This window comes from Azohydromonas lata (genome assembly GCF_034427735.1).
Lineage (GTDB): Bacteria > Pseudomonadota > Gammaproteobacteria > Burkholderiales > Burkholderiaceae_C > Azohydromonas > Azohydromonas lata.
Genome location: NZ_JAXOJX010000070.1, coordinates 1 through 20969 on the forward strand (window position 1 = coordinate 1; position 20969 = coordinate 20969).

19 protein-coding genes are annotated in these 20969 nt (G+C 70.1%); 8 read left to right on the forward strand and 11 right to left on the reverse strand.

What is annotated here, in order from left to right; translation table 11 throughout:
• Positions 1 to 109: 109 nt before the first annotated feature.
• Positions 110 to 1807 carry a long-chain-fatty-acid--CoA ligase gene (locus SM757_RS28140; protein WP_322467917.1) on the forward strand — a complete coding sequence of 566 codons (1698 nt, stop codon included), beginning with the start codon at positions 110 to 112 and terminating at the stop codon, positions 1805 to 1807.
• A 21-nt stretch (positions 1808 to 1828) separates the two neighbouring features.
• Here SM757_RS28140 and SM757_RS28145 read toward each other — a convergent pair whose 3' ends face one another.
• Entirely contained in the window at positions 1829 to 2617 is a 789-nt protein-coding gene (locus SM757_RS28145; RefSeq protein ID WP_066338043.1) for a sulfite exporter TauE/SafE family protein, read from the reverse strand.
• A gap of 108 nt (positions 2618 to 2725) precedes the next feature.
• Here SM757_RS28145 and SM757_RS28150 point away from each other — a divergent pair, with 108 nt between their 5' ends.
• A complete protein-coding gene (locus SM757_RS28150; RefSeq protein WP_238455824.1) occupies positions 2726 to 3451 on the forward strand; it encodes a 16S rRNA (uracil(1498)-N(3))-methyltransferase in 726 nt (241 codons plus the stop codon).
• A 159-nt stretch (positions 3452 to 3610) separates the two neighbouring features.
• Here SM757_RS28150 and SM757_RS28155 read toward each other — a convergent pair whose 3' ends face one another.
• The 7 genes from SM757_RS28155 to argS all read right to left on the reverse strand — a co-directional run bounded on the left by SM757_RS28155 (position 3611) and on the right by argS (position 11252).
• Positions 3611 to 4858: a THUMP domain-containing class I SAM-dependent RNA methyltransferase gene (locus SM757_RS28155; RefSeq protein WP_322467903.1), complete on the reverse strand. Its 1248-nt coding sequence runs from the start codon at positions 4856 to 4858 to the stop codon at positions 3611 to 3613.
• Between the two features lie 166 nt (positions 4859 to 5024).
• Positions 5025 to 6557 carry an RNA polymerase factor sigma-54 gene (locus SM757_RS28160; protein WP_322467904.1) on the reverse strand — a complete coding sequence of 511 codons (1533 nt, stop codon included), beginning with the start codon at positions 6555 to 6557 and terminating at the stop codon, positions 5025 to 5027.
• A 31-nt stretch (positions 6558 to 6588) separates the two neighbouring features.
• Positions 6589 to 7371, reverse strand: coding sequence for an LPS export ABC transporter ATP-binding protein (gene lptB / locus SM757_RS28165; RefSeq protein WP_066338002.1), 783 nt, complete (start codon positions 7369 to 7371; stop codon positions 6589 to 6591).
• Positions 7371 to 7904 carry a lipopolysaccharide transport periplasmic protein LptA gene (gene lptA, locus SM757_RS28170; RefSeq protein ID WP_169805938.1) on the reverse strand — a complete coding sequence of 178 codons (534 nt, stop codon included), beginning with the start codon at positions 7902 to 7904 and terminating at the stop codon, positions 7371 to 7373. The genes lptB and lptA overlap by 1 nt, the downstream gene beginning before the upstream one ends.
• 150 nt (positions 7905 to 8054) lie before the next feature.
• Positions 8055 to 8696 (reverse strand): thiol:disulfide interchange protein DsbA/DsbL, encoded by a 642-nt coding sequence (locus tag SM757_RS28175; RefSeq protein WP_066338004.1) that lies wholly within the window; start codon positions 8694 to 8696, stop codon positions 8055 to 8057.
• A gap of 82 nt (positions 8697 to 8778) precedes the next feature.
• Complete coding sequence (locus SM757_RS28180; protein ID WP_066338005.1) at positions 8779 to 9555, reverse strand: SPOR domain-containing protein; 777 nt, start codon at positions 9553 to 9555, stop codon at positions 8779 to 8781.
• Positions 9552 to 11252 carry an arginine--tRNA ligase gene (gene argS, locus SM757_RS28185; protein WP_066338007.1) on the reverse strand — a complete coding sequence of 567 codons (1701 nt, stop codon included), beginning with the start codon at positions 11250 to 11252 and terminating at the stop codon, positions 9552 to 9554. The genes SM757_RS28180 and argS overlap by 4 nt, the downstream gene beginning before the upstream one ends.
• A gap of 60 nt (positions 11253 to 11312) precedes the next feature.
• Between argS and SM757_RS28190 the strand changes: the two genes are divergently transcribed.
• Together SM757_RS28190 and SM757_RS28195 are read left to right on the forward strand one after the other, a co-directional pair.
• Positions 11313 to 12668 (forward strand): serine/threonine-protein kinase, encoded by a 1356-nt coding sequence (locus tag SM757_RS28190; RefSeq protein ID WP_066338008.1) that lies wholly within the window; start codon positions 11313 to 11315, stop codon positions 12666 to 12668.
• Between the two features lie 97 nt (positions 12669 to 12765).
• Positions 12766 to 13095: a PsiF family protein gene (locus SM757_RS28195; RefSeq protein WP_066338009.1), complete on the forward strand. Its 330-nt coding sequence runs from the start codon at positions 12766 to 12768 to the stop codon at positions 13093 to 13095.
• 82 nt (positions 13096 to 13177) lie between these two features.
• Here the strand turns inward: SM757_RS28195 and SM757_RS28200 are convergent, their stop codons facing one another.
• Complete coding sequence (locus SM757_RS28200; RefSeq protein ID WP_066338010.1) at positions 13178 to 14092, reverse strand: LysR family transcriptional regulator; 915 nt, start codon at positions 14090 to 14092, stop codon at positions 13178 to 13180.
• A 179-nt stretch (positions 14093 to 14271) separates the two neighbouring features.
• On the opposite strand from SM757_RS28200, the gene SM757_RS28205 reads away from it, so the two are divergent.
• Together SM757_RS28205 and SM757_RS28210 are read left to right on the forward strand one after the other, a co-directional pair.
• Positions 14272 to 14955 carry a haloacid dehalogenase type II gene (locus SM757_RS28205; protein WP_066338011.1) on the forward strand — a complete coding sequence of 228 codons (684 nt, stop codon included), beginning with the start codon at positions 14272 to 14274 and terminating at the stop codon, positions 14953 to 14955.
• Between the two features lie 26 nt (positions 14956 to 14981).
• Complete coding sequence (locus tag SM757_RS28210) at positions 14982 to 17177, forward strand: malate synthase G (RefSeq protein WP_322467905.1); 2196 nt, start codon at positions 14982 to 14984, stop codon at positions 17175 to 17177.
• A gap of 110 nt (positions 17178 to 17287) precedes the next feature.
• Here SM757_RS28210 and SM757_RS28215 read toward each other — a convergent pair whose 3' ends face one another.
• Complete coding sequence (locus tag SM757_RS28215; RefSeq protein ID WP_322467906.1) at positions 17288 to 17902, reverse strand: DUF2062 domain-containing protein; 615 nt, start codon at positions 17900 to 17902, stop codon at positions 17288 to 17290.
• 142 nt (positions 17903 to 18044) lie between these two features.
• Between SM757_RS28215 and SM757_RS28220 the strand changes: the two genes are divergently transcribed.
• Together SM757_RS28220 and SM757_RS28225 are read left to right on the forward strand one after the other, a co-directional pair.
• On the forward strand, positions 18045 to 19274 hold the full coding sequence (locus SM757_RS28220; protein WP_322467907.1) for an NAD(P)/FAD-dependent oxidoreductase: 1230 nt from the start codon (positions 18045 to 18047) through the stop codon (positions 19272 to 19274).
• 51 nt (positions 19275 to 19325) lie between these two features.
• On the forward strand, positions 19326 to 20078 hold the full coding sequence (locus SM757_RS28225) for a class II glutamine amidotransferase (RefSeq protein WP_066338015.1): 753 nt from the start codon (positions 19326 to 19328) through the stop codon (positions 20076 to 20078).
• A 31-nt stretch (positions 20079 to 20109) separates the two neighbouring features.
• Here the strand turns inward: SM757_RS28225 and SM757_RS28230 are convergent, their stop codons facing one another.
• Positions 20110 to 20940 carry an HDOD domain-containing protein gene (locus SM757_RS28230; protein ID WP_322467908.1) on the reverse strand — a complete coding sequence of 277 codons (831 nt, stop codon included), beginning with the start codon at positions 20938 to 20940 and terminating at the stop codon, positions 20110 to 20112.
• Positions 20941 to 20969 lie beyond the last annotated feature (29 nt).

The window sequence follows — 20969 nt, forward strand, 5'->3', positions numbered from 1 at the left end:
GCTGCCCGCACGGCAGCCGGAACCCGCTGCCGGCATCGCTATCGAATCCCCTCATGCCCGCTCCACGGGGCGGGGCCAGAATGCTTTCGACTACGACCCCTCGCGGCACATGGAAAAAATCTGGTTGAAGCAGTACCCCGAAGGCGTGCCGGCGGAGGTGGACACGGCCTTGTACCCGTCCCTGGTGGCGCTGCTGGAAGACGCCTTCCAGCGCCACGGCGCCCTGCCGGCGTGCACGTTCATGGGCACGGCTTTCGACTACGGGCAGCTCGACGAGCTGTCCATGACGTTCGCATCTTTCATGCAGGCGCAAGGCCTGGGCAAGGGCGACCGGGTAGCCATCATGCTGCCCAACACGCCGCAGTACCTGGTGGTGCTGGCCGGGGCGCTGCGTGCGGGCTGTATCGTCGTCAACGTCAACCCGCTCTACACCGCGCGCGAGTTGGAACACCAACTGCGCGACGCCGGCGCCCGCGCCATCGTGGTGCTGGAAAACTTCGCCGCCACGCTGGAGCACGCGCTGCCCAAGCTGCCGCAGTTGCGCACCGTGGTGCTGGCGGCCATGGGCGACCTACTGGGCTGGCTCAAGGGCGCACTGGTCAACCACGTGGTGCGCCGCGTCAGGAAGATGGTGCCGCCCTACTCCGTGCCCGGCGCGCTGCGTTTCAAAGATGCGCTGGCGCAGGGCCGGCGCCAGGCCTTCAAGCCCGTCGAGATCGGCCCCGACGACGTCGCGGTGCTGCAGTACACCGGCGGCACCACCGGCGTGAGCAAGGGCGCGGTGCTGCTGCATCGCAACCTGGTGGCCAACATCCTGCAGTCCGAGGCCTGGTACCGGCCGGCGCTGCACCGCATTCCGGCCGGCGAGCAGGTGGGCGTGGTGTGCGCGCTGCCCATCTATCACATCTTCGGTTTTTCAACGATTGCGCTGCTGACGCTGCGCGTGGGCGGGCGCGTCATCCTCATTCCCAATGCGCGTGACCTGCCCGCGCTGCTCAAGACGCTGTCCAAGGAGCATTTCCACAGCTTCCCGGCCGTCAACACCCTCTTCAACGCGCTGGCCAACCACAAGGACTTCGCCAGCGTGGACTGGAGCCGCCTCGTGATCTGCGTGGGCGGCGGCATGGCGGTGCAGCAGGCCACGGCGCGGCTGTGGCTGGAGAAGACGGGCTGCCCCATCGTCGAAGGCTACGGGCTGTCGGAGACCTCGCCGTCCGTGTCCTGCAACCCGGTCAACAGCACGCAGTTCAACGGCACGATTGGCCTGCCACTGCCCAACACCGAGCTGGCGCTGCTGGACGACGCCGGCCAGCCCGTGCCGGCGGGCCAGCCCGGGGAAATCGCCATACGCGGCCCGCAGCTCATGGCCGGCTACTGGCAGCGCCCGGACGAGACCGTCAAGGCCATGACTGCCGACGGCTTCTTCCGTACCGGCGACATCGGCACCATGGACGAGCGCGGCTACTTCCGCATCGTGGACCGCAAGAAGGACATGATTCTGGTGAGCGGCTTCAACGTCTATCCGAACGAGGTCGAGGACGTGCTCACGCAGTTGCCCGGCGTGCTGGAGTGCGCCGCGGTGGGCGTGCCCGACGGCCGCGCGGGCGAGGCGGTGAAGGTGTTCATCGTGAAGAAGGACCCGGCCCTCACCGAGGAGCAGGTGCGCGGCTTCTGCGAGGCCAACCTCACCGGCTACAAGCGGCCCAAGGTGGTGGAGTTCCGCAGCGACCTGCCCAAGTCGCCCGTGGGTAAGGTGCTGCGCCGCGAGCTGCGGGACGTGCAGCCGCCGCAAAAAGTCGGTTCCTGACGGCGATTGCGCCGGATCGGCTCAATGCATCAGCATCTTCACGCCCACGAGCACCAGCACGATTGAAATCGCGCCCTGCACGAATTTCATCGGCAGCCGCGTGCCCACCAGCGAGCCCAGCAGCACGCCGGGGACGGAGCCCAGCAGCAGATTGGTCATCAGCGTGGTGTCCACGTTGCCTATGAGCAGGTGGCCCAGGCCTGCGATCAGCGCCAGCGGGATGGCGTGCGCCAGGTCCGTGCCCACCAGCTTGTGCGAGTTCATGCGCAGCGGGTAGAGGTGGACCATCATCACCGTGCCCAGGGCGCCGGCGCCAATGGAGGTCAGCGTCACCAGCACGCCCAGCACGGCGCCGGCCACTGAGGTCAGCCAGCGCTGCAGCCGCCGGAACCACTGCGGCCGCTTGATGCGCTCGCGCTTGCCCACCTGGTGCAGCCAGGACTTCAGCAGCATGCCCACGGCCGTGATCATGAGCGCCACGGCCACGGCCTTGATGATCAGCCCGTCGCCCACGCGCTCCGCGCCGGACCACTGCATCCACGCCAGCGTCAGCGCCGCCGCGGGCAGGCTGCCTAAGGCCAGGCGGCGAACGATCTGCCAGTCCACCGTGCCGTGTCGCTGGTGCACGGCCACGCCGAAGAGCTTGGTGACGGCGGCCACCAGCAGGTCCGTGCCCACGGCCGTCTGCGGCGCGATGCCGAAGACCAGCACCAGGATGGGCGTCATCAGCGCGCCGCCGCCCACGCCGGTGAGGCCAACCACGACGCCCACCAGCAGACCGGACAGGGTCGTCGGTGCATCCAAACTCATGCGCATCCTCCGGGTCATTGCTTCTGGACAAGGGCCGTCATGCTAGGGCCGGGATTGGCGTGCCCGGCCCCGCGACTGGGGCACACTTGCGCCGCGATGAATCCTCGAATGCATGTGGCGCTGGCGATCTCGGCCGGTGCGGAAATCGATTTGCCCGACAGCGCGGCCCGGCACGTTCAAGTGTTGCGGCTGCAGCCGGGCGCGGAAGTGACCCTCTTTGACGGCCGCGGCGGCCAGTGGCGCGCGCAGGTGCTGCACATGGGCAAGCGCTCGGTGAGCGTGCAGGTGCTGCAGCACGTGGCGCTGGAGCGCGAGCTGCCCATGGCGGTGACGCTGGCGATGGGCGTGCCGGCCAACGACCGCATGGACTCCCTCGTCGAGAAGGCCACCGAGCTGGGCGTGGCCGCCATACAGCCGCTGCTCATGGAGCGCTCCGTGCTGCGCCTGGCCGACGAGCGCGCCGCGCGCAAGGTGGCGCACTGGCAGGCCGTGGCCGAGGCCGCGTGCGAGCAGTGCGGCCGCAACCGCGTGCCCGTGCTGCTGCCCATGCGCACGCTGCACGAGTGGCTGCAGCTCGACCCCGAGCCCGCACAGCGCCTGGTGCTCAGCCTGGGCCCGGACACGCAGCCCCTGCCCCGCGTGGTGACGCAGCCCGCGGCGCAGCCGCTGACGCTGCTCAGCGGCCCGGAAGGCGGCCTCTCCGCGGTGGAGGAAGCCACCGTGCGCGACCACGGCTTCCAGCCCGTGACGCTGGGCAGCCGCGTGCTGCGCGCCGACACGGCGCCGCTGGCCGCCCTGTCCTGGCTGGGCGTGGCCGCCGTCGCCGCGGGCTGAGCCGGCGGGCAGCAAGGCCTCCTACAAATCGCGCGCAGAACCGCGGCAGGGTCCGACCGTCTTGCAGGGTGCATCGTTCAGAAATCTGAACAATGCCGCCCATTCAATGGGGGCCCAACGGGCACGTGAGTGAACAGTCGGCAAACGGTGGGCTGCGGCTTATTCGCCTGAGGGCGGATTGGCGTCCGCCTCGCGCCGCGCCGAGCCGGCCACGAGGTCAAACCGGAACAGCCGGCACTCGATGGGGCCGTTCCACATGGGCACGCGGCGGCTTTCCTTCAACCGCATGAGCGAGGGCAGCTTCATGTCCGGCGTCAGCACCCAGGCGGTCCAGCCGGCGTACTGGCGCTTCCAGTGCGAGGCCAGCCCGGAGAAGAAGGCCGAGGAGGAGCCGCCGCCCTCGAAACTCTCGCGCGCCGCGGCCGGCGCCTGGCCTTGGCCCTTGGGCGCCAGGCGCTCGCCGTAGGGCGGGTTGAGCATGAGCACGCCCGCGTCGGCCGGCGCCGGGCGCTGCAGCGCGTCGGCGGTCTTGAACTGGATGGCGTGGGCCACGCCGGCCCGCTCGGCGTTGCGGGTGGCGAAGTCCGTCATGCGGAAGGCCACGTCGCCGGCGAACACCTCGACTTTCGGCGCGTGCACCGCCGCGCGCGCGGCCTGCTGCAGCTCGCGCCACTGCGGCAGCAGCTCGCGGAAAGGTCCAAGGCGCTCAAAGGCAAAACGGCGCAGCGAGCCCGGCGCCACGCCGCAGGCCAGTTGCGCCGCCTCGATGGCGATGGTGCCCGCACCGCAGCACGGGTCCAGCAGCGGCGCGTCGCCCTCGCGGCCCTGCCAGCCGGCGGCGGCCAGCATGGCCGCGGCCAGCGTCTCCTTCAGCGGCGCCTCGCCCTGCACCTCGCGCCAGCCGCGCTTGAAAAGCGCCTCGCCGGAGAGGTCCACGTACAGCATGGCCTGCTCGGGGCTCAGGTGCAGGGCCAGCGGCAGGTCGGGGAATCGCGTGTCCACGCTTGGGCGCTCGCCCGCGTGCTCGCGCATCACGTCGCACACGGCGTCCTTGATGCGCAGGTTGGCGAAGTTCAGGCTGCGCAGCGGCGAGCGCTGCGCCGTGCTGTCCACGCGCAGCGTCTGGCGCGGCGTGATCCATTCCTCCCACGGCACGCTGCGTGCCATGTCGTAGAGGTCTTGCTCGTCGTGATAGGGGCCCCAGACGAGCTCCAGCAGCACGCGCTGCGCCAGGCGGCTGTGCAGGTTGAGCTGCATGGCCACGCGCAGGTCGCCGTGCACGCGCACGCCGCCGCGGAGCGTCTCGATGTCGCGCTCGTCCAGCGCGGTGATGCGCCGCACCTCGTCGGCCAGCAGCGGCTCCACGCCGGCGGCGCAGGGCAGGAAAAGAACAGCAGCGGCGGTCATGCGGCAAACCTCGGCAACAGCGCCCGGCCACGCCTGCGGCCGGGATGGGCTGCCTCGGCAGCCCGGGAAATGATCAGGGCCGGCAGGCCACCCGCGGCGCGGGCGGCCGGGCCGGCGGCAAACGGCAATGCGCACGGCCGCGGATTCGCGGCGCACGCCCTAGGGCTTACAGCTCCTTGCGCAGGTTGGCCGGCGCGATCTTGAGCGCTTCGCGGTACTTGGCCACCGTGCGCCGTGCCACCTGGATGCCCTGCTCCTCCAGCATGGCGCTGAGCTGGCTGTCGGAGAGAGGCTTCTTGGTGTCCTCGGCGCTGATGAACTGCTTGATCAGCGCCCGCACCGCCGTGCTGGAGGCGTTGCCGCCGGCATCGGTGTTGAGCGAGGAGCCGAAGAAGTACTTGAGCTCGAAAGTGCCGTAGGGCGTGGCCATGTACTTGGCCGTGGTCACGCGCGAGATGGTGGACTCGTGCAGGCCCAGCTCGTCGGCGATCTCGCGCAGCACCAGCGGCTTCATGGCGATCTCGCCGTGGGTGAAGAAGGCCTTTTGCCGCTCCACGATGGCGGTGGACACGCGCAGGATGGTGTCGAAGCGCTGCATGATGTTTTTCATGAACCAGCGCGCCTCCTGCAGCCGCGCCGACAGCCCCGAGCCCGAGCCGTTGCGCTGCCCGCGAATGGCTTGGGCGTAGAGGTCGTTGATGCGCAGCTTGGGCATCACGTCCGGGTTGAGCACCACCTTCCAGCCGCGGCCGGCCTTCTGGATGATGACGTCGGGAACGACGATGTTGGCCTCGGCCCGCGTGAAGGGCCGCCCCGGCTTGGGCTCGCAGCCGCGGATGAGCGACTGCGCCTCGCGCAGCGTGTCCTCGTCGGCATGGGTGAGCGCCATGAGGCGGCGCGTGTCGCGCCGCGCCAGCAGCTCCAGGTGTTCGCGGCACACGGCCAGCGCCACGGCCTGCGCCGCGCAGGGCTGCCGCGTCTGCAACTGCAGCACCAGGCACTCGGAGAGGCCGCGCGCGCCCACGCCCGTGGGCTCCATGCTCTGCAGCCAGCGCAGCGCGCAGCGCAGACGGCCCAGCAGGTCCTCGCGCTGCTCCTCCAGCTCCTCGCCCTCGCCGGGGACAAGCTGCGCGGCGATCTCCTCCAGCGGGTCGGCGAGGTAGCCGTCCTCGTCCAGCGACTCGATGAGCACGTGCACCGCGGCGGCGTCCTCGGCGGAGAGCCGCATGCCCAGCAGTTGCGCGCGCAGGTGCTCCTGCAGCGACAGCCCGCCGCCGCCGCGCTCCTGGGGCTCGAAATCCTCGTCGCCGCTGGCACCGGCGCTGGCCGGCGTTTCGCGGATGCCGTCGAAGTCGTCGCGCTCGGTGCCGTTTTCCCAGTCCTCGCGCTCGGTGGCGCCGAACTCGGCGCTGTCCACGCCGCCCACGTCGGCGTCGTCGCGGCCGTCGGTGTCGTCGCGCTCGGCGCGTTCGGTGGCGGCGTCGCTGCTGGTGCGCTCAGGCGCGGCGGCGCGGTCCAGCGCCTGCTCGTAGGCCGGCACGCCGTCGTCGTCGGTTTCCAGGAAGGGGTTTTGTTCGAGCATCTGCTCGACTTCCTGGTGCAGCTCCAGCGTGGAGAGCTGCAGCAGCCGTATGGACTGCTGGAGCTGGGGTGTGAGCGCCAGGTGCTGCGACAGCCGGACTTGCAAGGACGGTTTCATGGCTTCCCCAACTGCATGGCGTTGATTTCGTTCACATCCGGAAGTGCTCGCCGAGGTAGACCTTGCGCACGTCGGCGTTCTCGACGATCTCCAGCGGCGTGCCTTCGGCCAGCACCCGCCCCTCGCTGATGATGTAGGCGCGGTCGCAGATGCCCAGCGTCTCGCGCACGTTGTGGTCGGTGATGAGCACGCCAATGCCGCGTGCCTTGAGAAATCCGATGATTCGCTGGATCTCGATCACGGCAATGGGGTCCACGCCGGCAAAGGGCTCGTCCAGCAGGATGAAGCGCGGCTGCGTGGCCAGCGCGCGGGCGATCTCCACGCGGCGGCGCTCGCCGCCGGAGAGCGCTGGCGCCGGGCTGTGGCGCAGCTTTTCTATGCTCAGCTCGTCCAGCAGCGACTCCAGCTTCTCGCTGATGGCCGCGGGCTTGAGCGGGCGGCCCTGCGCGTCGAGCTGCAGCTCCAGCACGGCGCGCACGTTCTCTTCCACCGTGAGCTTGCGGAAGATGGACGCCTCCTGCGGCAGGTAGGACAGGCCCAGCCGCGAGCGCTGGTGGATGGGGCGCTCCTGCACCTCCTGCCCGTCTATGAGGATGCGCCCGGCATCCGCGCGCACCAGGCCCACCACCATGTAGAAGGTCGTGGTCTTGCCCGCGCCGTTTGGGCCCAGCAGCCCAACCACTTCGCCCGCACCCACGGCCAGGTGCACTTCCTTGACGACCTGGCGCGCTCCGTAGCGCTTTTGCAGCCCGTGGGCTTCAAGCCGGCTGTCGGCGGGCTGCGTGTCCGCCACGGCGTTGATGGCGGCGTTCATCAGCGCGAGCCGCCGGCGGCGGCGCCGGACGCGGCCGGGGGCGGCGGGGTCAGCACTGCGCGCACGCGGCCACCGGCGGCGTTGTCGCCGGCCACGTTGAAAAGCTCGGCGCGGTTGTCGTAGGTGATGAGGTTGCCGGTGATCTCGTCGGCGGTGGTGCTGCCGCGCAGGCGGCGCACCTTGGCGTTGCCGGTGAGCTTGACCAGGTCGCTGCGGCTGTCGTAGTCGATGCGGTCGGCGTTGCCTTCGATGAACTCGTCCAGTCCTTCGCGCTTCTGGCGGAAGTAGGCCTGCGTGCTCGGCACGCCCAGGGCGACGGCGGTGCGGTGGCCCTCGCCCACCTCGCGCAGCTCCATGCGCTCGGCCGTGATGCGCATGGTGCCCTGCGTCACCACCACGTTGCCGTTGAAGACCACGACCTGCTTTTGCATGTCCACCGTGCCCGGCTTGTTGGCCTCGATGACCAGGGGCTGGTTGCGGTCGGCCTTGTCGGCCTGGGCAGCGCCGCCGGCCAGGGCCAGCGCGGCGCTCATGCAAAGGGTAAGAAGGCGGTGTGGGCTCATAAGGGCACGAAACTTGCAGGCCATTCTAGCCACAGTTCGTGCCCCGCGTGTCGCTCACGCGCGGCTTGGTCGGGAAAAGCCCGCAGCCGGCAGCTTGTCACGGCCGGGGCTGGTAAGTGCTCAACCGGTCTTGCGCACGACGCCAATGAGGTATTCGGTCGCGGCCAGGGCCCGCTCGTTGGAGCCGGCCAGCGACCCGGAGGTGAAGAAGCGGCCCTGCACGCCCAGGGAGGGCACGCCGTCAATCTTGTAAGCCTCGGACAGCGCCTTGGCCTGGCGCACCTTGGTGGCCACGCCGAAGGACTTGAAGGTTTCCGCGAACTTGGCGCCGTCCAGGCCGTTCTCGGTGGCGAAGGCGACGATGTCGGCCTCCTTGTCCAGGCGCTTGTGCTGCTGGTGGATGGCGGCAAAGACCTTGCGGTGCATGGCCTCGACCTGCTGCATGGCCTCCAGCGCGTAGAACAGCTTGGCGTGCGTTTCGTGCAGCGCCGTGAAGGCCACGGGCACGCGGCGGAAGGCCACGTCGGCGGGCACCTTCTTGCTCCACGCGTCGAGCTGGGGCTCGAAGGCGTTGCAGTGCGGGCAGCCGTACCAGAAGAACTCGACCACTTCGATCTTGCCCGGCGTGCCGGCGGGCACCGGGGTGGCCAGCTTCACGAAGTCCTTGCCTTCGACGAAGCCGCCCTGCGCCCGCGCGGCGGGCGTGGCGCCCAGGGCCAGACCGGCCAGAACGAGGGCGGAGCTGAATTCACGACGTTTCATGTGCGGGTATTCCTCGATTCAGCGGCCGCAGCGGGGGATGCGGCCCGCGCGGCCGGGATGTATGCCGGTTGTCTCCTGGCGCTCAACGCTCCACGCGCACCAGGGCCGATTCGATGGTGCTGCCGCGCAGGCGGTCCTGCGTCATCTCGGCCTCTTCCTTGCGTTCATAGGGGCCCAGGCGCACGCGGAAGACGGTGCGGCCGGACTGCTCGCGCTCGGTGACGCGGGCCGTGTAGCCCAGCATCGCCAGCCGCGCGCGCTGCTGTTCCGCGTCTTCCACGCGGGAGAAGGCGCCCACCTGAACGAAATACGTGAACGCATCAGCCTCGGCGCGGGTGGACCGCGACGACGAAGAAGTTGAAGGATTGGTCACCGACGGCGGCGTGGCCGTGTCGCCGCCGGAGAGGATGGCCGCGGGGTCGCGCGTGGACTTGGCCGCCGGCGGCTGCGCGGGCGTGGCCGGCGTCGTGGAAGCGCGCGGGCGCTCGGCGGGGGTGGCCGGAGCCTGCGGCGCGGGCGGCACGGCCGGGGCCGTGGCCGTGCCGCGAGGGGGCTCGGCCGGCGTCGTCGGCGTGGAAGGCAGCGGCGCGACGCCGCCGTTGTCCGGCGCCGGCGGCGTGGCCGGCTGCTCCACCGGCGGCACGGGCGGGCGCTTGCCGGCCAGCGGGGCGTTCGGGTCCCAGCGCTTGTTGCGTTCGGCCTCGGCGGCCTCCTGCTCCGGCGTGCGCTGCGGCACCTTGTCCACGAAGGGCACGGGCACCTTGGTCACGTACAGCGCTACGCCCAGCGCCAGCCCAAGGCCGACCAGCAGCCCAATGATGATGCCCAGGCCGAAGCCGCCCTTCTGGTAGCGCTTCATGGCTGCTCGGCAGCGGCCTCTTCACCGCGCTGCATGGACTGCGGCGCCGACACGCCCAACAGCGCCAGCGCATTGCGCAGCACCTGGCGCGTGGCCGACAGCAGCGCCATGCGCGCGCCGGCCAGCGCGACGTCATCGACCAGGAAGCGCTCGGCCGCGTAGTAGCTGTGGAAGGCGGCGGCCACGTCGCGCAGGTAGAAGGCGATGTCGTGCGGCGCGAGGTCGGCCGCGGCGCGCTCCAGCACCTGCGGGAGCTCGGCGAGCTTCATCATCAGCGCCAGCTCCGTGGGAGCGGCCAGCAGCGAGAGGTCGGCATCGGCGGGCACGTCCCGGCCGAACTGCGCCAGCACCGAGCAGATGCGCGCATGGGCGTACTGCACGTAGAAGACGGGGTTCTCGTCGCTGTGCTTGAGCGCGAGGTCCACGTCGAAGACGAACTCGGTGTCGGCCTTGCGGCTGATGAGGAAGAAGCGCACCGCGTCGCGGCTGGTCCAGTCGATGAGGTCGCGCAGCGTCACGTAGCTGCCGGCGCGCTTGGAGATCTTGACCTCCTGGCCGCCCTTCATGACCGTGACCATCTTGTGCAGCACGTAGTCGGGGAAGCCTTGCGGAATGCCCACGCCCGCGGCCTGCAGCCCGGCGCGCACGCGCGCGATGGTGCCGTGGTGGTCGCTGCCCTGGATGTTCACGACCTTGGTGAAGCCCCGTCCCCACTTGTTGATGTGGTACGCGACGTCGGGCACGAAGTACGTGAAGGTGCCGTCGGACTTGCGCATGACGCGGTCCTTGTCGTCACCGTAGTCCGTGGAGCGCAGCCACAGCGCGCCGCCCTCTTCGAAGGTCTTGCCGGCGTCGATGAGCTTTTGCACCGCTTCTTGCACCTTGCCCGTCGTGTACAGGCTCGATTCCAGGAAGTAGTTGTCGAAGCGCACCCCGAAGGCTTGCAGATCCAGATCCTGCTCGTGGCGCAGGTAGGCCACGGCGAACTGGCGGATGCTGTCGAGGTCCGCGGGGTCGCCAGAGGCGGTGAAGGCGCGGTCGTCGGCGGTGACGGTCTTGCCGGCCTGGAAGTCGGCGGCGATGTCGGCGATGTAGTCGCCGTTGTAGGCGGCATCGGGCCACTGTTCGTCGCCGGGCTTCAAGCCCTGCAGCCGCGCCTGCGTGGAGGCGGCCAGGGTGCCGATCTGCACGCCGGCGTCGTTGTAATAGAACTCGCGCGTGACGTCCCAGCCCTGCGCCTCGAACAGGTTGCAGATGGAGTCGCCCAGCGCCGCCTGGCGGCCATGGCCCACGTGCAGCGGGCCGGTGGGGTTGGCGGAGACGAACTCCACCATCACGCGCTGGCCGTTGGCGGCCTTGCGGCCGAAGCCCTCGCCACCGTCCCGTATCTCAGCCACGACCTGCTGCTTGGCCGCGGGCGCCAGGCGCAGGTTGATGAAGCCCGGCCCGGCAATTTCCACCGCCTGCACCCAGCGCTGCACGGCCGGCTGGGCCTGCAGCGCCTGGACGAGCTGTTGGGCGAGCTCGCGCGGGTTCTTCTTGAGCGACTTGGCCAGCGCCATGGCGGCGGTGACGGCCAGGTCGCCGTGCGAGGCCTGCTTGGGAGACTCGAAACTGAGTTGCGCGGGCACGTCGGCCCCGAGTTCTGCGACGGCTGCGCGCAGCGCGGCGAGCAGCTCCTGCTTGGCTTGGATCATCGGCCGATTCTACGAGGCGGGGTCCGCACCCCCGCCGCGCAGCGCCACAATGGCCCGGCCATGTCCGCCCAAGCTCCCGTCGCCCCCTCGGCCGCGCCGCTGCCCGCGGCCATAGGCAAATACCGCGTGCTGGCCCGCTTGGGCGAAGGCGCCACCAGCGAGGTGTTCCTCGCCCGCGACGACTTCCAGGGCCGCGACGTCGCCATCAAGCGCGTGCACCCGGCCACGCTGTTGGGCGCCGACGCCGCCTCGCCGCAGTTGCAGGCGCGCTACTTCGCCGCCGAGGCGGCGCTGGTGGGCAAGCTGCAGCATCCCAACGTGGTGCAGATCCTGGACGCGGTGCCGGACCCGGTCTCGCCCTACCTGGTGATGGAGTACGTCAGCGGCACCACGCTGCGCCACTTCTGCAGCCCGCACCGGCTGCTGTCGCTGGAGCAGATCGTGGAGATCGGCTTCAAGTGCGCCATGGCGCTGGGCTACGTCTACCGCCAGGGCTTCATCCATCGCGACGTCAAGCCGGCCAACGTGCTGGCGCAACTGCAGCGCGATCAGGTGGTGGACATCAAGCTCAGCGACTTCGGCAGCGCGCTGCAGCTCGAATCGGACCGCACGCAGGTGTTCCGCGTGGGGTCGCTGTCCTACGTGTCGCCCGAGCAGCTCGACGGCGTGGCGCTGGACGCGCGCGCGGACATGTACTCGTTGGGCGCCGTGCTCTACCACCTCATCAGCGGCCGCCCACCCTTCGAGGCGCCCACGCAGGCGGCGCTGATGGCGCAGATCTACACGGCCGAGCCGCCGCCGCTGGCCTCGCTGCGCGAGGGCGTGCCTGCGGCGCTGGAGTCGCTGGTGCGCGACGCGCTGGCCAAGCGGCCGCAGCAGCGCCCGGCCGACTGGGACGCCTTCGCGCAGCGCCTGGCCGAGCTGGTGTCCCAGCGGCTCATCCCGCTTGGGCGGCTGCAGGGGCCGCTGGATTCCGAGCGCTTCAACCTGCTGCGCACGCTGGAGTTCTTCGGCGAGTTCGACGACGTGGCACTGTGGGAAGTGGTGCACCGCGCGCGCTGGCAGCGCTTCCCGGCCGGGCACGCGCTCTACCGCAAGGGGCAGCAGGGAACGAGCTTTCACATCCTGGCCCAGGGCGAGGTGGACGTGCTGCGCGACGGCGAGGTCACGGCGCGGCTGGGCGCGGGCACTTCGGTGGGCGAGATGGCCTACCTCGCTCCCAGCCCCGAGCTGCGCACCTACAGCTCCGACGTGCTGGTGACGCAGCCCAGCGTCACCGTGAGCTTCACGCCGGACACGCTGCAGCAGCTCAGCGCCAGCACGCGGCAGCTTTTCGATGCGGCTTTCATCCGCGTGCTGGTGCGGCGGCTGCATGCCGCGCACGAGGCGCTGGCCCACCCGCGGCGCATCGTCTGAGGGAAATCGCCTGCGGACTTGTGCCCAGTGGCGGCGCGGCGCCAGCGTGCTTCAATGCCCCGCGGCCCGTCGCCGCGCACCGAGGAAGGAGAGCCCAATGACCAAAGCCCCGCTGGCCTGGCTGCTGGCCGCCTGCGCCTTCGCCGCCCACGCGGCCGACCCCGCGGCTGATCCCGCGGCCAAGACCGACAAGGCCGCCGAGAAGGCACCCACGACGCAGCAAAGCAAGATGAAGGCATGCAACGCCCAAGCCGATGGCAAGAAGGGCGACGAGCGCAAGGCCTTCATGAAGGAATGCCTCTCTGCCAAGTCGGACGCCTCCACCGCCCAGCAAAGCAAGATGAAGGCATGCAACGCCCAGGCCGATGGCAAGAAGGGCGACGAGCGCAAGGCCTTCATGAAGGAGTGCCTGAGCAAGAAGGCGTGACGGCCGCCGCCGTCGCCCAACCGACAGCCCGGCACCGCCGGGCTTTTTCATGGCCGCCGCAGGCCGCCAGGCCGCCGCGGCTTCAGCCCGCGGCCGATTGCCAGTACTGCGGGTCGCCCCAGCTGTGCTTGAGGAAGTCGATCCACAGCCGCACGCGCAGCGGCAGGTGGCGGCGCTGCGGGAACACGGCGTAGATGCCGTTGGGCGGCGCGGCGAATTCGTCCAGCACGCTCACCAGCGTGCCGCGCGCCATCTCCGCCTCCACTTCCCAGGTGCTGCGCCAAGCCAGGCCCAGGCCGGCCAGGCACCACTGGTGCAGCACCTGGCCGTCGCTGCAGTCCAGCCGCCCGCTTGGGCGCAGGTGCAGCAGCGCGCCGTCCACCACGAAGGCCCAGCCGCGCGTCTGGCTGGCCTCGGAGCTCAGCGTCAGGCACTCGTGGCGCTGCAGCTCCGAGGGGTGCTGCGGAACGCCCGCGCGGCGCAGGTACTGCGGCGCGGCCACGCAGCGGCGGCGGTTGTCGGCCAGGCGCACGCTCACCAGGCTGGAGTCGGGCAGGTCACCCACGCGCACGGCGCAGTCGTAGCCCTCGTTGACGATGTCCACCACCCGGTCGCTGAGGTTGAGCGACAGGCTCACCTCCGGATGCTGGGCCAGGAAGCGTGGCACCAGCGGCGCGACGTGGCGTCGGCCAAAGCCCGCCGGCGCCGTGATGCGCAGGTGGCCGCTGGCCTTGACGCCCCCGGCGCTCACGCTGGCCTCGGCGTTGGCCAGGTCCACCAGCAGCCGCTGCGCGTCCTCCAGGAAGGCGCTGCCCTCGTGCGTGAGCGTGATGCGCCGCGTGGTGCGCAACAGCAGCTTGACGCCCAAGCGCTCCTCCAGCGCATCGATGCGCCGGCCGATGACGGCCGGGGCCACGCCTTCAGCCTGCGCCGCGGCGGTGAGGCTGCCCTTGGTGGCCACGGCGACGAAGGATTCGATCTGCTTGAGACGGTCCATGGTCAAAACTGGTGCATGCCAGCGGCGTAATAAACGCAAATTAGGCAGTCACTCATGATTGAAACAGAAGCAATGGTGAGGAGCGTGCCGCAGTGTCGGCAGCATCTTTGCGCGGAAGTCACGAATCTTTAGCAAATTCAGTTCTTAATGTATTCAATCTGATGGAATAAATTTCAGGCATGGATGCCTCCGTCACGCCGCGCGCGGTGCTTTTCGATGCCTACGGGACGCTGTTTGACGTCTACAGCGTCTCGCTGGCGGCCGAGCAGCTCTTCGCCGGCCGCGGCGAGGCGCTGGCGCAGTTGTGGCGCGACAAGCAGATCGAGTACACGCGGCTGCTGACCATGAGCGGGCGCTATCAGCCCTTCTGGGACCTCACCCGCGCCGGCTTGCGCTTCGCGGCGCAGCGCCTGGGCCTGCCGCTGTCGGCGGCCGACGAGGAGCGGCTGATGAACCAGTACCGCCACCTCAGCGCTTTCCCCGAGAACATGGAAGTGCTGCGCACGCTGCGCGAGCGCGGCATACGCGCGGGCATCCTGAGCAACGGCGATCCGGAGATGCTGGGCGTGGCGCTGCGCAGCGCGGGCTTCAGCGACCTGATAGATCCGCTGCTGTCCGTGCACGCGGTGCGCCGCTTCAAGACCGATCCGGCCGCCTACGCGCTGGGTCCGCAGGCGCTGCAGTTGCCCGCGCGCCAGATTCTTTTCGTATCCAGCAACGGCTGGGACGCCATCGGCGCCACCTGGTACGGCTACACCACGCTGTGGGTCAACCGTGCCGGGTTGCCGCTGGACCCGCTGGACACCGAGCCCACGCGTCGCGGCAGCAGCCTGCGCGACGTGCTGGCCTTCTTTCCCGAGTGATTTCTCTTTCCTACTGCGAGCCCAACATGACTGCACGCACCAACGTTCATCGCCTCCAGGTTGCCACCGAGCTGTACCGCTTCGTCGAGGAGCAGGTCCTGCCCGGCACCGGCATAGACAGCGCGAGCTTCTGGGCCGGCTTCGACGCCATCGTGGCCGATCTGGCCCCGCGCAATGCCGCCTTGCTGGCCGAACGTGACCGCCTGCAGACCGAACTCGACAACTGGCACCGTGCCAACCCGGGCCCCATCCAGGACATGGCCGCCTACCGCGGCTTCCTGGAGTCCATCGGCTACCTGCTGCCCCAGCCCGCGGGCGCCAAGGCCACCACCACCAACGTGGACGCCGAGCTGGCCCTGCAGGCCGGCCCGCAGCTGGTGGTGCCCATCCTCAACGCCCGCTACGCCCTCAACGCCGCCAACGCCCGCTGGGGCTCGCTGTACGACGCCCTCTACGGCACGGACGCGCTGCCCGAGACCGACGGCGCCGAGAAGGGCAAGGGCTACAACCCGGTGCGCGGCCAGCGCGTGATCGAGTTCGCCCGCAACTTCCTGGACCAGGCCGCCCCGCTGGCGCAGGGCTCGCACCGCGACGCCACGGCCTACCGCATCGAAGGCGGCGCCCTGGCCGTCACGCTCCAGGACGGCACCCGCGCCGCGCTGGCCGACCCCGCGCAACTGGTGGGCTGGCAGGGCGAGGCCGCCGAGCCCTCCTCCGTGCTGCTGGTGCACAACGGGCTGCACGTGGACATCCGCATCGACCGCTCCACGACCATCGGCGCCTCCGACGCCGCCGGCGTGAGCGACCTGGTGCTCGAAGCCGCGCTGTCCACCATCCTGGACCTGGAAGACTCCGTCGCCGCGGTGGACGCCGCCGACAAGACCCTGGGCTACAGCAACTGGCTGGGCATCATCAAGGGCACGCTCACCGAGGAAGTCGCCAAGGGCGGCAAGACCTTCACCCGCGGCCTGAACGCGGACCGCATCTACAACGGTCCCAACGGCGAAGTTCGCCTGCACGGCCGCTCGCTGATGTTCCTGCGCAACGTCGGCCACCTGATGACCAACCCGGCCATCCTGTGGGGCGACGAGGGCCGCGAGATCCCCGAAGGGATCATGGATGCCGTCATCACCACCGCCATCGCGCTGCACGACCTGCAGGGCCACGGCGCCAACGGCCTGCGCAACTCGCGCACGGGCTCGGTCTACATCGTCAAGCCCAAGATGCACGGCCCGGTGGAAGTGGGTTTCGCCGACGAGCTGTTCGGCCGCGTCGAGGAGCTTCTGGGCCTGCCCAAGCACACGGTCAAGCTGGGCATCATGGACGAGGAGCGCCGCACCAGCGTGAACCTGCAGGCCTGCATCGCCGCGGCCGCCTCGCGCGTGGCCTTCATCAACACCGGCTTCCTGGACCGCACCGGCGACGAGATGCACACCGCCATGCAGGCCGGCCCCATGCTGCGCAAGGGCGACATGAAGACCAGCGCCTGGATCCAGTCCTACGAGCGCAACAACGTGCTGGTGGGCCTGGCCTGCGGGCTGCGCGGTCGCGCCCAAATCGGCAAGGGCATGTGGGCCATGCCCGACCTGATGGCCGCCATGCTGGAGCAGAAGATCGCCCACCCCAAGGCCGGCGCCAACACCGCCTGGGTGCCCTCGCCCACGGCCGCCACGCTGCACGCCCTGCACTACCACCAGGTCAAGGTTTCGGACGTGCAGCAGGCGCTGGAGAAGATCGACGCCGCCGCCGAGCGCGACACCATCCTTGCCGGGCTGCTGACCATCCCCGTGGTGGCCGAGGCCCAGTGGAGCGCCGCCGAGATCCAGCAGGAGCTGGACAACAACTGCCAGGGCATCCTGGGCTACGTCGTGCGCTGGGTGGACCAGGGCGTGGGCTGCTCCAAGGTGCCTGACATCCACAACGTCGGTCTGATGGAAGACCGCGCCACGCTGCGCATCTCCAGCCAGCACATCGCCAACTGGCTGCACCACGGCGTGACCAGCCGTGAGCAGGTTATGGAAACGCTGCAGCGCATGGCCCGCGTGGTGGACGAGCAAAACGCCGGCGACGCGCTCTACAAGCCCATGGCCGGCAACTTCGACACCAGCGCCGCCTTCAAGGCCGCCTGCGACCTGGTGTTCGAAGGCCTGTCGCAGCCCAGCGGCTACACCGAGCCGCTGCTGCACGCCTGGCGCCTGAAGGTCAAGGCCGGCACGGCCTGATCCTCAAGGCCGAGCCCGCGTCGCCCGCCGTGACAACGCGCGGGCGGCCGGGTTGACCGGAAAAGCAAAGAGGCCGCGTCAGCGGCCTCTTTGTCTTTGCGGGGGACGGTTCATCCGTCCTGCCCGGGCGCCGTGCCGGCGCCACTGCGCCAGCGCTGGCGCAGCCACCACAGCGCGCTCACGAGCACGTAGGCGGCCAGCCCCGTGAGCGTGGCCATGAGCGCCAGGCCCAGCAGCAGCGGCTTGCCCACGCTGCGCAGCCGCTCCCACAGGCCGCTCCACCAGGAGCCGCCGGGGGCAGCCTCGGCCTGCGGCGCGGGCCCTGTGGCGAGCACGGCCGGCGCGGCGGCCAGCGGCTCGTCCAGCACCGTGGCGCCCAAGCGCCAGGCGGCGTAGTACAGCGGCGCCACGGTGACCGGGTTGGTCACCAGCGTGCTCACCACCGCCGTGGGCAGATTGGCACGCAGCAGCACCGCGGCGGCCGCCGACAGCGGCATCTGCGCAATGGGAATGAGCAGGCCGAAGAAGAGGCCTATGGCCAGGCCCAGCGCGATGGCATGGCGGTTGACGCTCCAGAGGAGTGGATGCGTGATCGACGGCCCAAGCCAGCGCAGCCATCGGTGCCGCTGCAGCGTTTGCGGCGTGGGCCGCCAGCGGCCAAAACGGGCTGCGGCCTTGAGGGCAAGGCGATCGACGGGCAGGTGCAGGCGCATGGGTTCAAGCATGTCACCAAGCGATGGGCCGTGCTTCGCCCATTGGTGCCCCGCGGCAGGGGGAATTCACAATTCCGCCATCGCTTGGCGGCCCGCTGCTGGAGGCGCGACAGGCGGCGGCGGGTAGGGACGGCTGCCTAGAATCCCCGTCACCATGGAGAACATTCCCCAAACCTGCGAGGTGTTGGTAGTAGGTGCCGGACCGGCTGGCAGTGCCTGTGCGCAGATACTCGCGCGCACGGGGCTGGACGTGCTGCTGGTGGACGAACACGACTTCCCGCGCGACAAGGTGTGCGGCGACGGCCTGATCCCGGACGCGCTGGCGGCGCTGCGTCGCTTGGGCGTGTACGAGGAGGTGTTGGCGCGGGCGCAGCGTGTGTCGCACGTGGCCTGCATCGGCTCGCGCGGCGGCCGCGTGGACGTGCCCGGCACGCTGGCCGTGCTGCCGCGGCGCGAGCTGGACATGATCCTGTGCACGGCGGCGCGCCGTGCGGGCGCGCGCTGGCTGGCGCCGGCGCGCTTCGAGGCGCCGCTGCTCGACGGCGAGCGCGTCGTCGGCGCGCGCTTGCAGGTGGGCGGCCAGGCGCTGGAGGTGTCGGCGCGCTGGGTGGTGCTGGCCACGGGGGCGCGAGCGCAGGCGCTCATCGCCTCGGGGCTGTGCGAGCGCCACACTCCCTCCGGCGTGGCGCTGCGCGCCCACGTGCGCCATGCGTCGCTGGCGCAGCGGCTGCACGCCATGGAGGTGGTGTGGCACCGCCGGCTGCGCGGCGGCTACGGCTGGATATTCCCGGGGCCTGACGGCGTCTTCAACATCGGCACCGGCCTGCTGGGCAGCCACCAGGCCGACGCACAGGGCCACGGCCACAAGCAGCCCATGAACTTGCGCCGGCTCTTCGACGACTTCTGCGAGGTCTACGCGCCTGCGCGCGAGCTCATGGCGGGCGGCCAGATCGTGGGCGACATCAAGGGCGCGCCGCTGCGCTGCTCGCTCACCGGCGCACGCTGGTCGCGCCCGGGCATGCTGGCCTGCGGCGAGGCCGCGGGCAGCACCTACGCCTTCACCGGCGAAGGCATTGGCAAGGCCATGGAGACGGGACTGCTGGCGGCGCAGGCGCTGCAGTCACAGCAACCGGAGTCGCTCACCGACGCGCAAGTGCGCCAGCGCTACGAGGAGTCGCTGCGCGCGCTGCACCCGCGCTTTGCGCTCTACGAGAAGGCCAACCGCGTCAACAACTATCCCTGGCTGGCCGACCTGGTGATCTGGCGCGCGCAGCGCAGCCCGGCCATCCTCAAGCGCCTGAGCGGCGTGCTGGAGGAGCGCACCAACCCCGGCCACCTGCTGAGCGTGCGCGGGCTCATGAAGCTGCTCGTGGCCAGCCAGTAGACGCACCAAACTCAAGGAGCAGGCCCGCAGCCTGCTCCACAATTCGTCGCCATGTGCCAGCTCCTGGGGATGAATGCCAATACGCCGACCGACGTGATGTTCAGCTTCACCGGGCTGGCCACGCGTGCGCACGAGCACAAGGACGGTTTTGGCATCGCGTTTTTCGAAGACCGCGGCGTGCGGCTGTTCGTGGACCACTACGGCGCGCGCCAGTCGCCGGTGGCCGAGCTACTGCAGCGCTGTCCCATACGCAGCCGCAACGTCATCGCCCACATCCGCAAGGCCACGCAGGGGCGCATCGCGCTGGAGAACACGCACCCCTTCATGCGCGAGCTCTGGGGCCGCTACTGGGTGTTCGCCCACAACGGCGACCTGAAGCAGTTCGAGCCGCGGCTGCACGGCGCCTTCCGCCCCGTGGGCGACACGGACAGCGAGCGCGCCTTCTGCTGGCTGATGCAGGAGCTGGCCAAGGCCCATGCCAGCGTGCCGGCGCTGCCGGAGCTCACGCGCACGCTGTCGGAGCTGGTGCCGCAGCTCAACGCGCAGGGCAGCTTCAACTTTTTGCTTTCCAACGGGCAGGCGCTGTGGGCGCACGGCTCGACGCGGCTGTTCTGGCTGCAGCGCCGCCACCCCTTCCGCCCAACGCGGCTGCGCGACGAGGATTTGACCGTGGACTTCGCCCAGCTCACCACGCCGCAGGACCGCGTGGCCGTGATCGCCACCGAGCCGCTGACCGCCGACGAGGAGTGGACGGCTTTCGAGCCGGGCGAGCTGCGCCTGTTCATCGACGGCGCGCCGGCCTGAAGCGGCGCGTCCGGGCTGCGCGGGCGTACGCTCAGAGGCTGCCGTAACCCTGCCGCGCGTCTTGCAGCTTCTCCTGCACGCGGTGAGCCATCTCCAGCAATTTCTCGGGCTGCAGGCCTATGGGAGCGGCCACGCGCTGCACGGTGGGTTCCAGGGCGGCGGGATCCTGCATCAGGCAATACGCCAGCGCCGACAGGGCCAGCACCGTCGCGCGTTGAGACCCATCGGGCAACGCCGCCCCCTGCTGCACCGCCACGTGGTGGCGCACGCTGGCCACGGCAGGACCGGCCAGGCCCCAGCTCTCGCATAGGGCCGCGCCCAACGCGGCATGGCTCACGCCGAAGCGGTCGCGCTCCAGCTTGACCAGCGTCACGTCGTCCTGGCCGGCGGCCTGCAACATGGCCCGGTAAGGCGCACAGGCATGGCGGAACAGCACGGCCTTGCCGCATTCCTCGAACAGCCCGGCCGAATGCGCGGCCCAAGCGTCGACCAGACCCAGGCGCTGCGCCATGCGGCCCATGATCAACCCGCGCCGCACCGCGCGGCGCCACACCGGCTCCAGTTCGTGCGCGGCCGGGAAAACGGCGCGCAAGCCGATCTCGAAAGTGATGGCCGCCACCTCGCGCAGGCCCAGGTAGGTAAGCGCCTGGTGCACCGTCTGCACGCGCCCACGCAGCCCGTACAGCGATGAATTGACCGCGCGCAGCACGGCCGCGGCCAACGCCATGTCGGTTTCTATGAGGGCCGAAACGGCCGGCAACGCCACTTCCTCCTGGGCCAGCAGCGGCGTGAGCTGGGCCAGGGCGTGGGGTTGGGTAGGAATGTCGATGTCGAGGCGACGCAATGCAGGATCGACGGGCATGTCACGACTCTGCTGTGCAATGTAAGCAT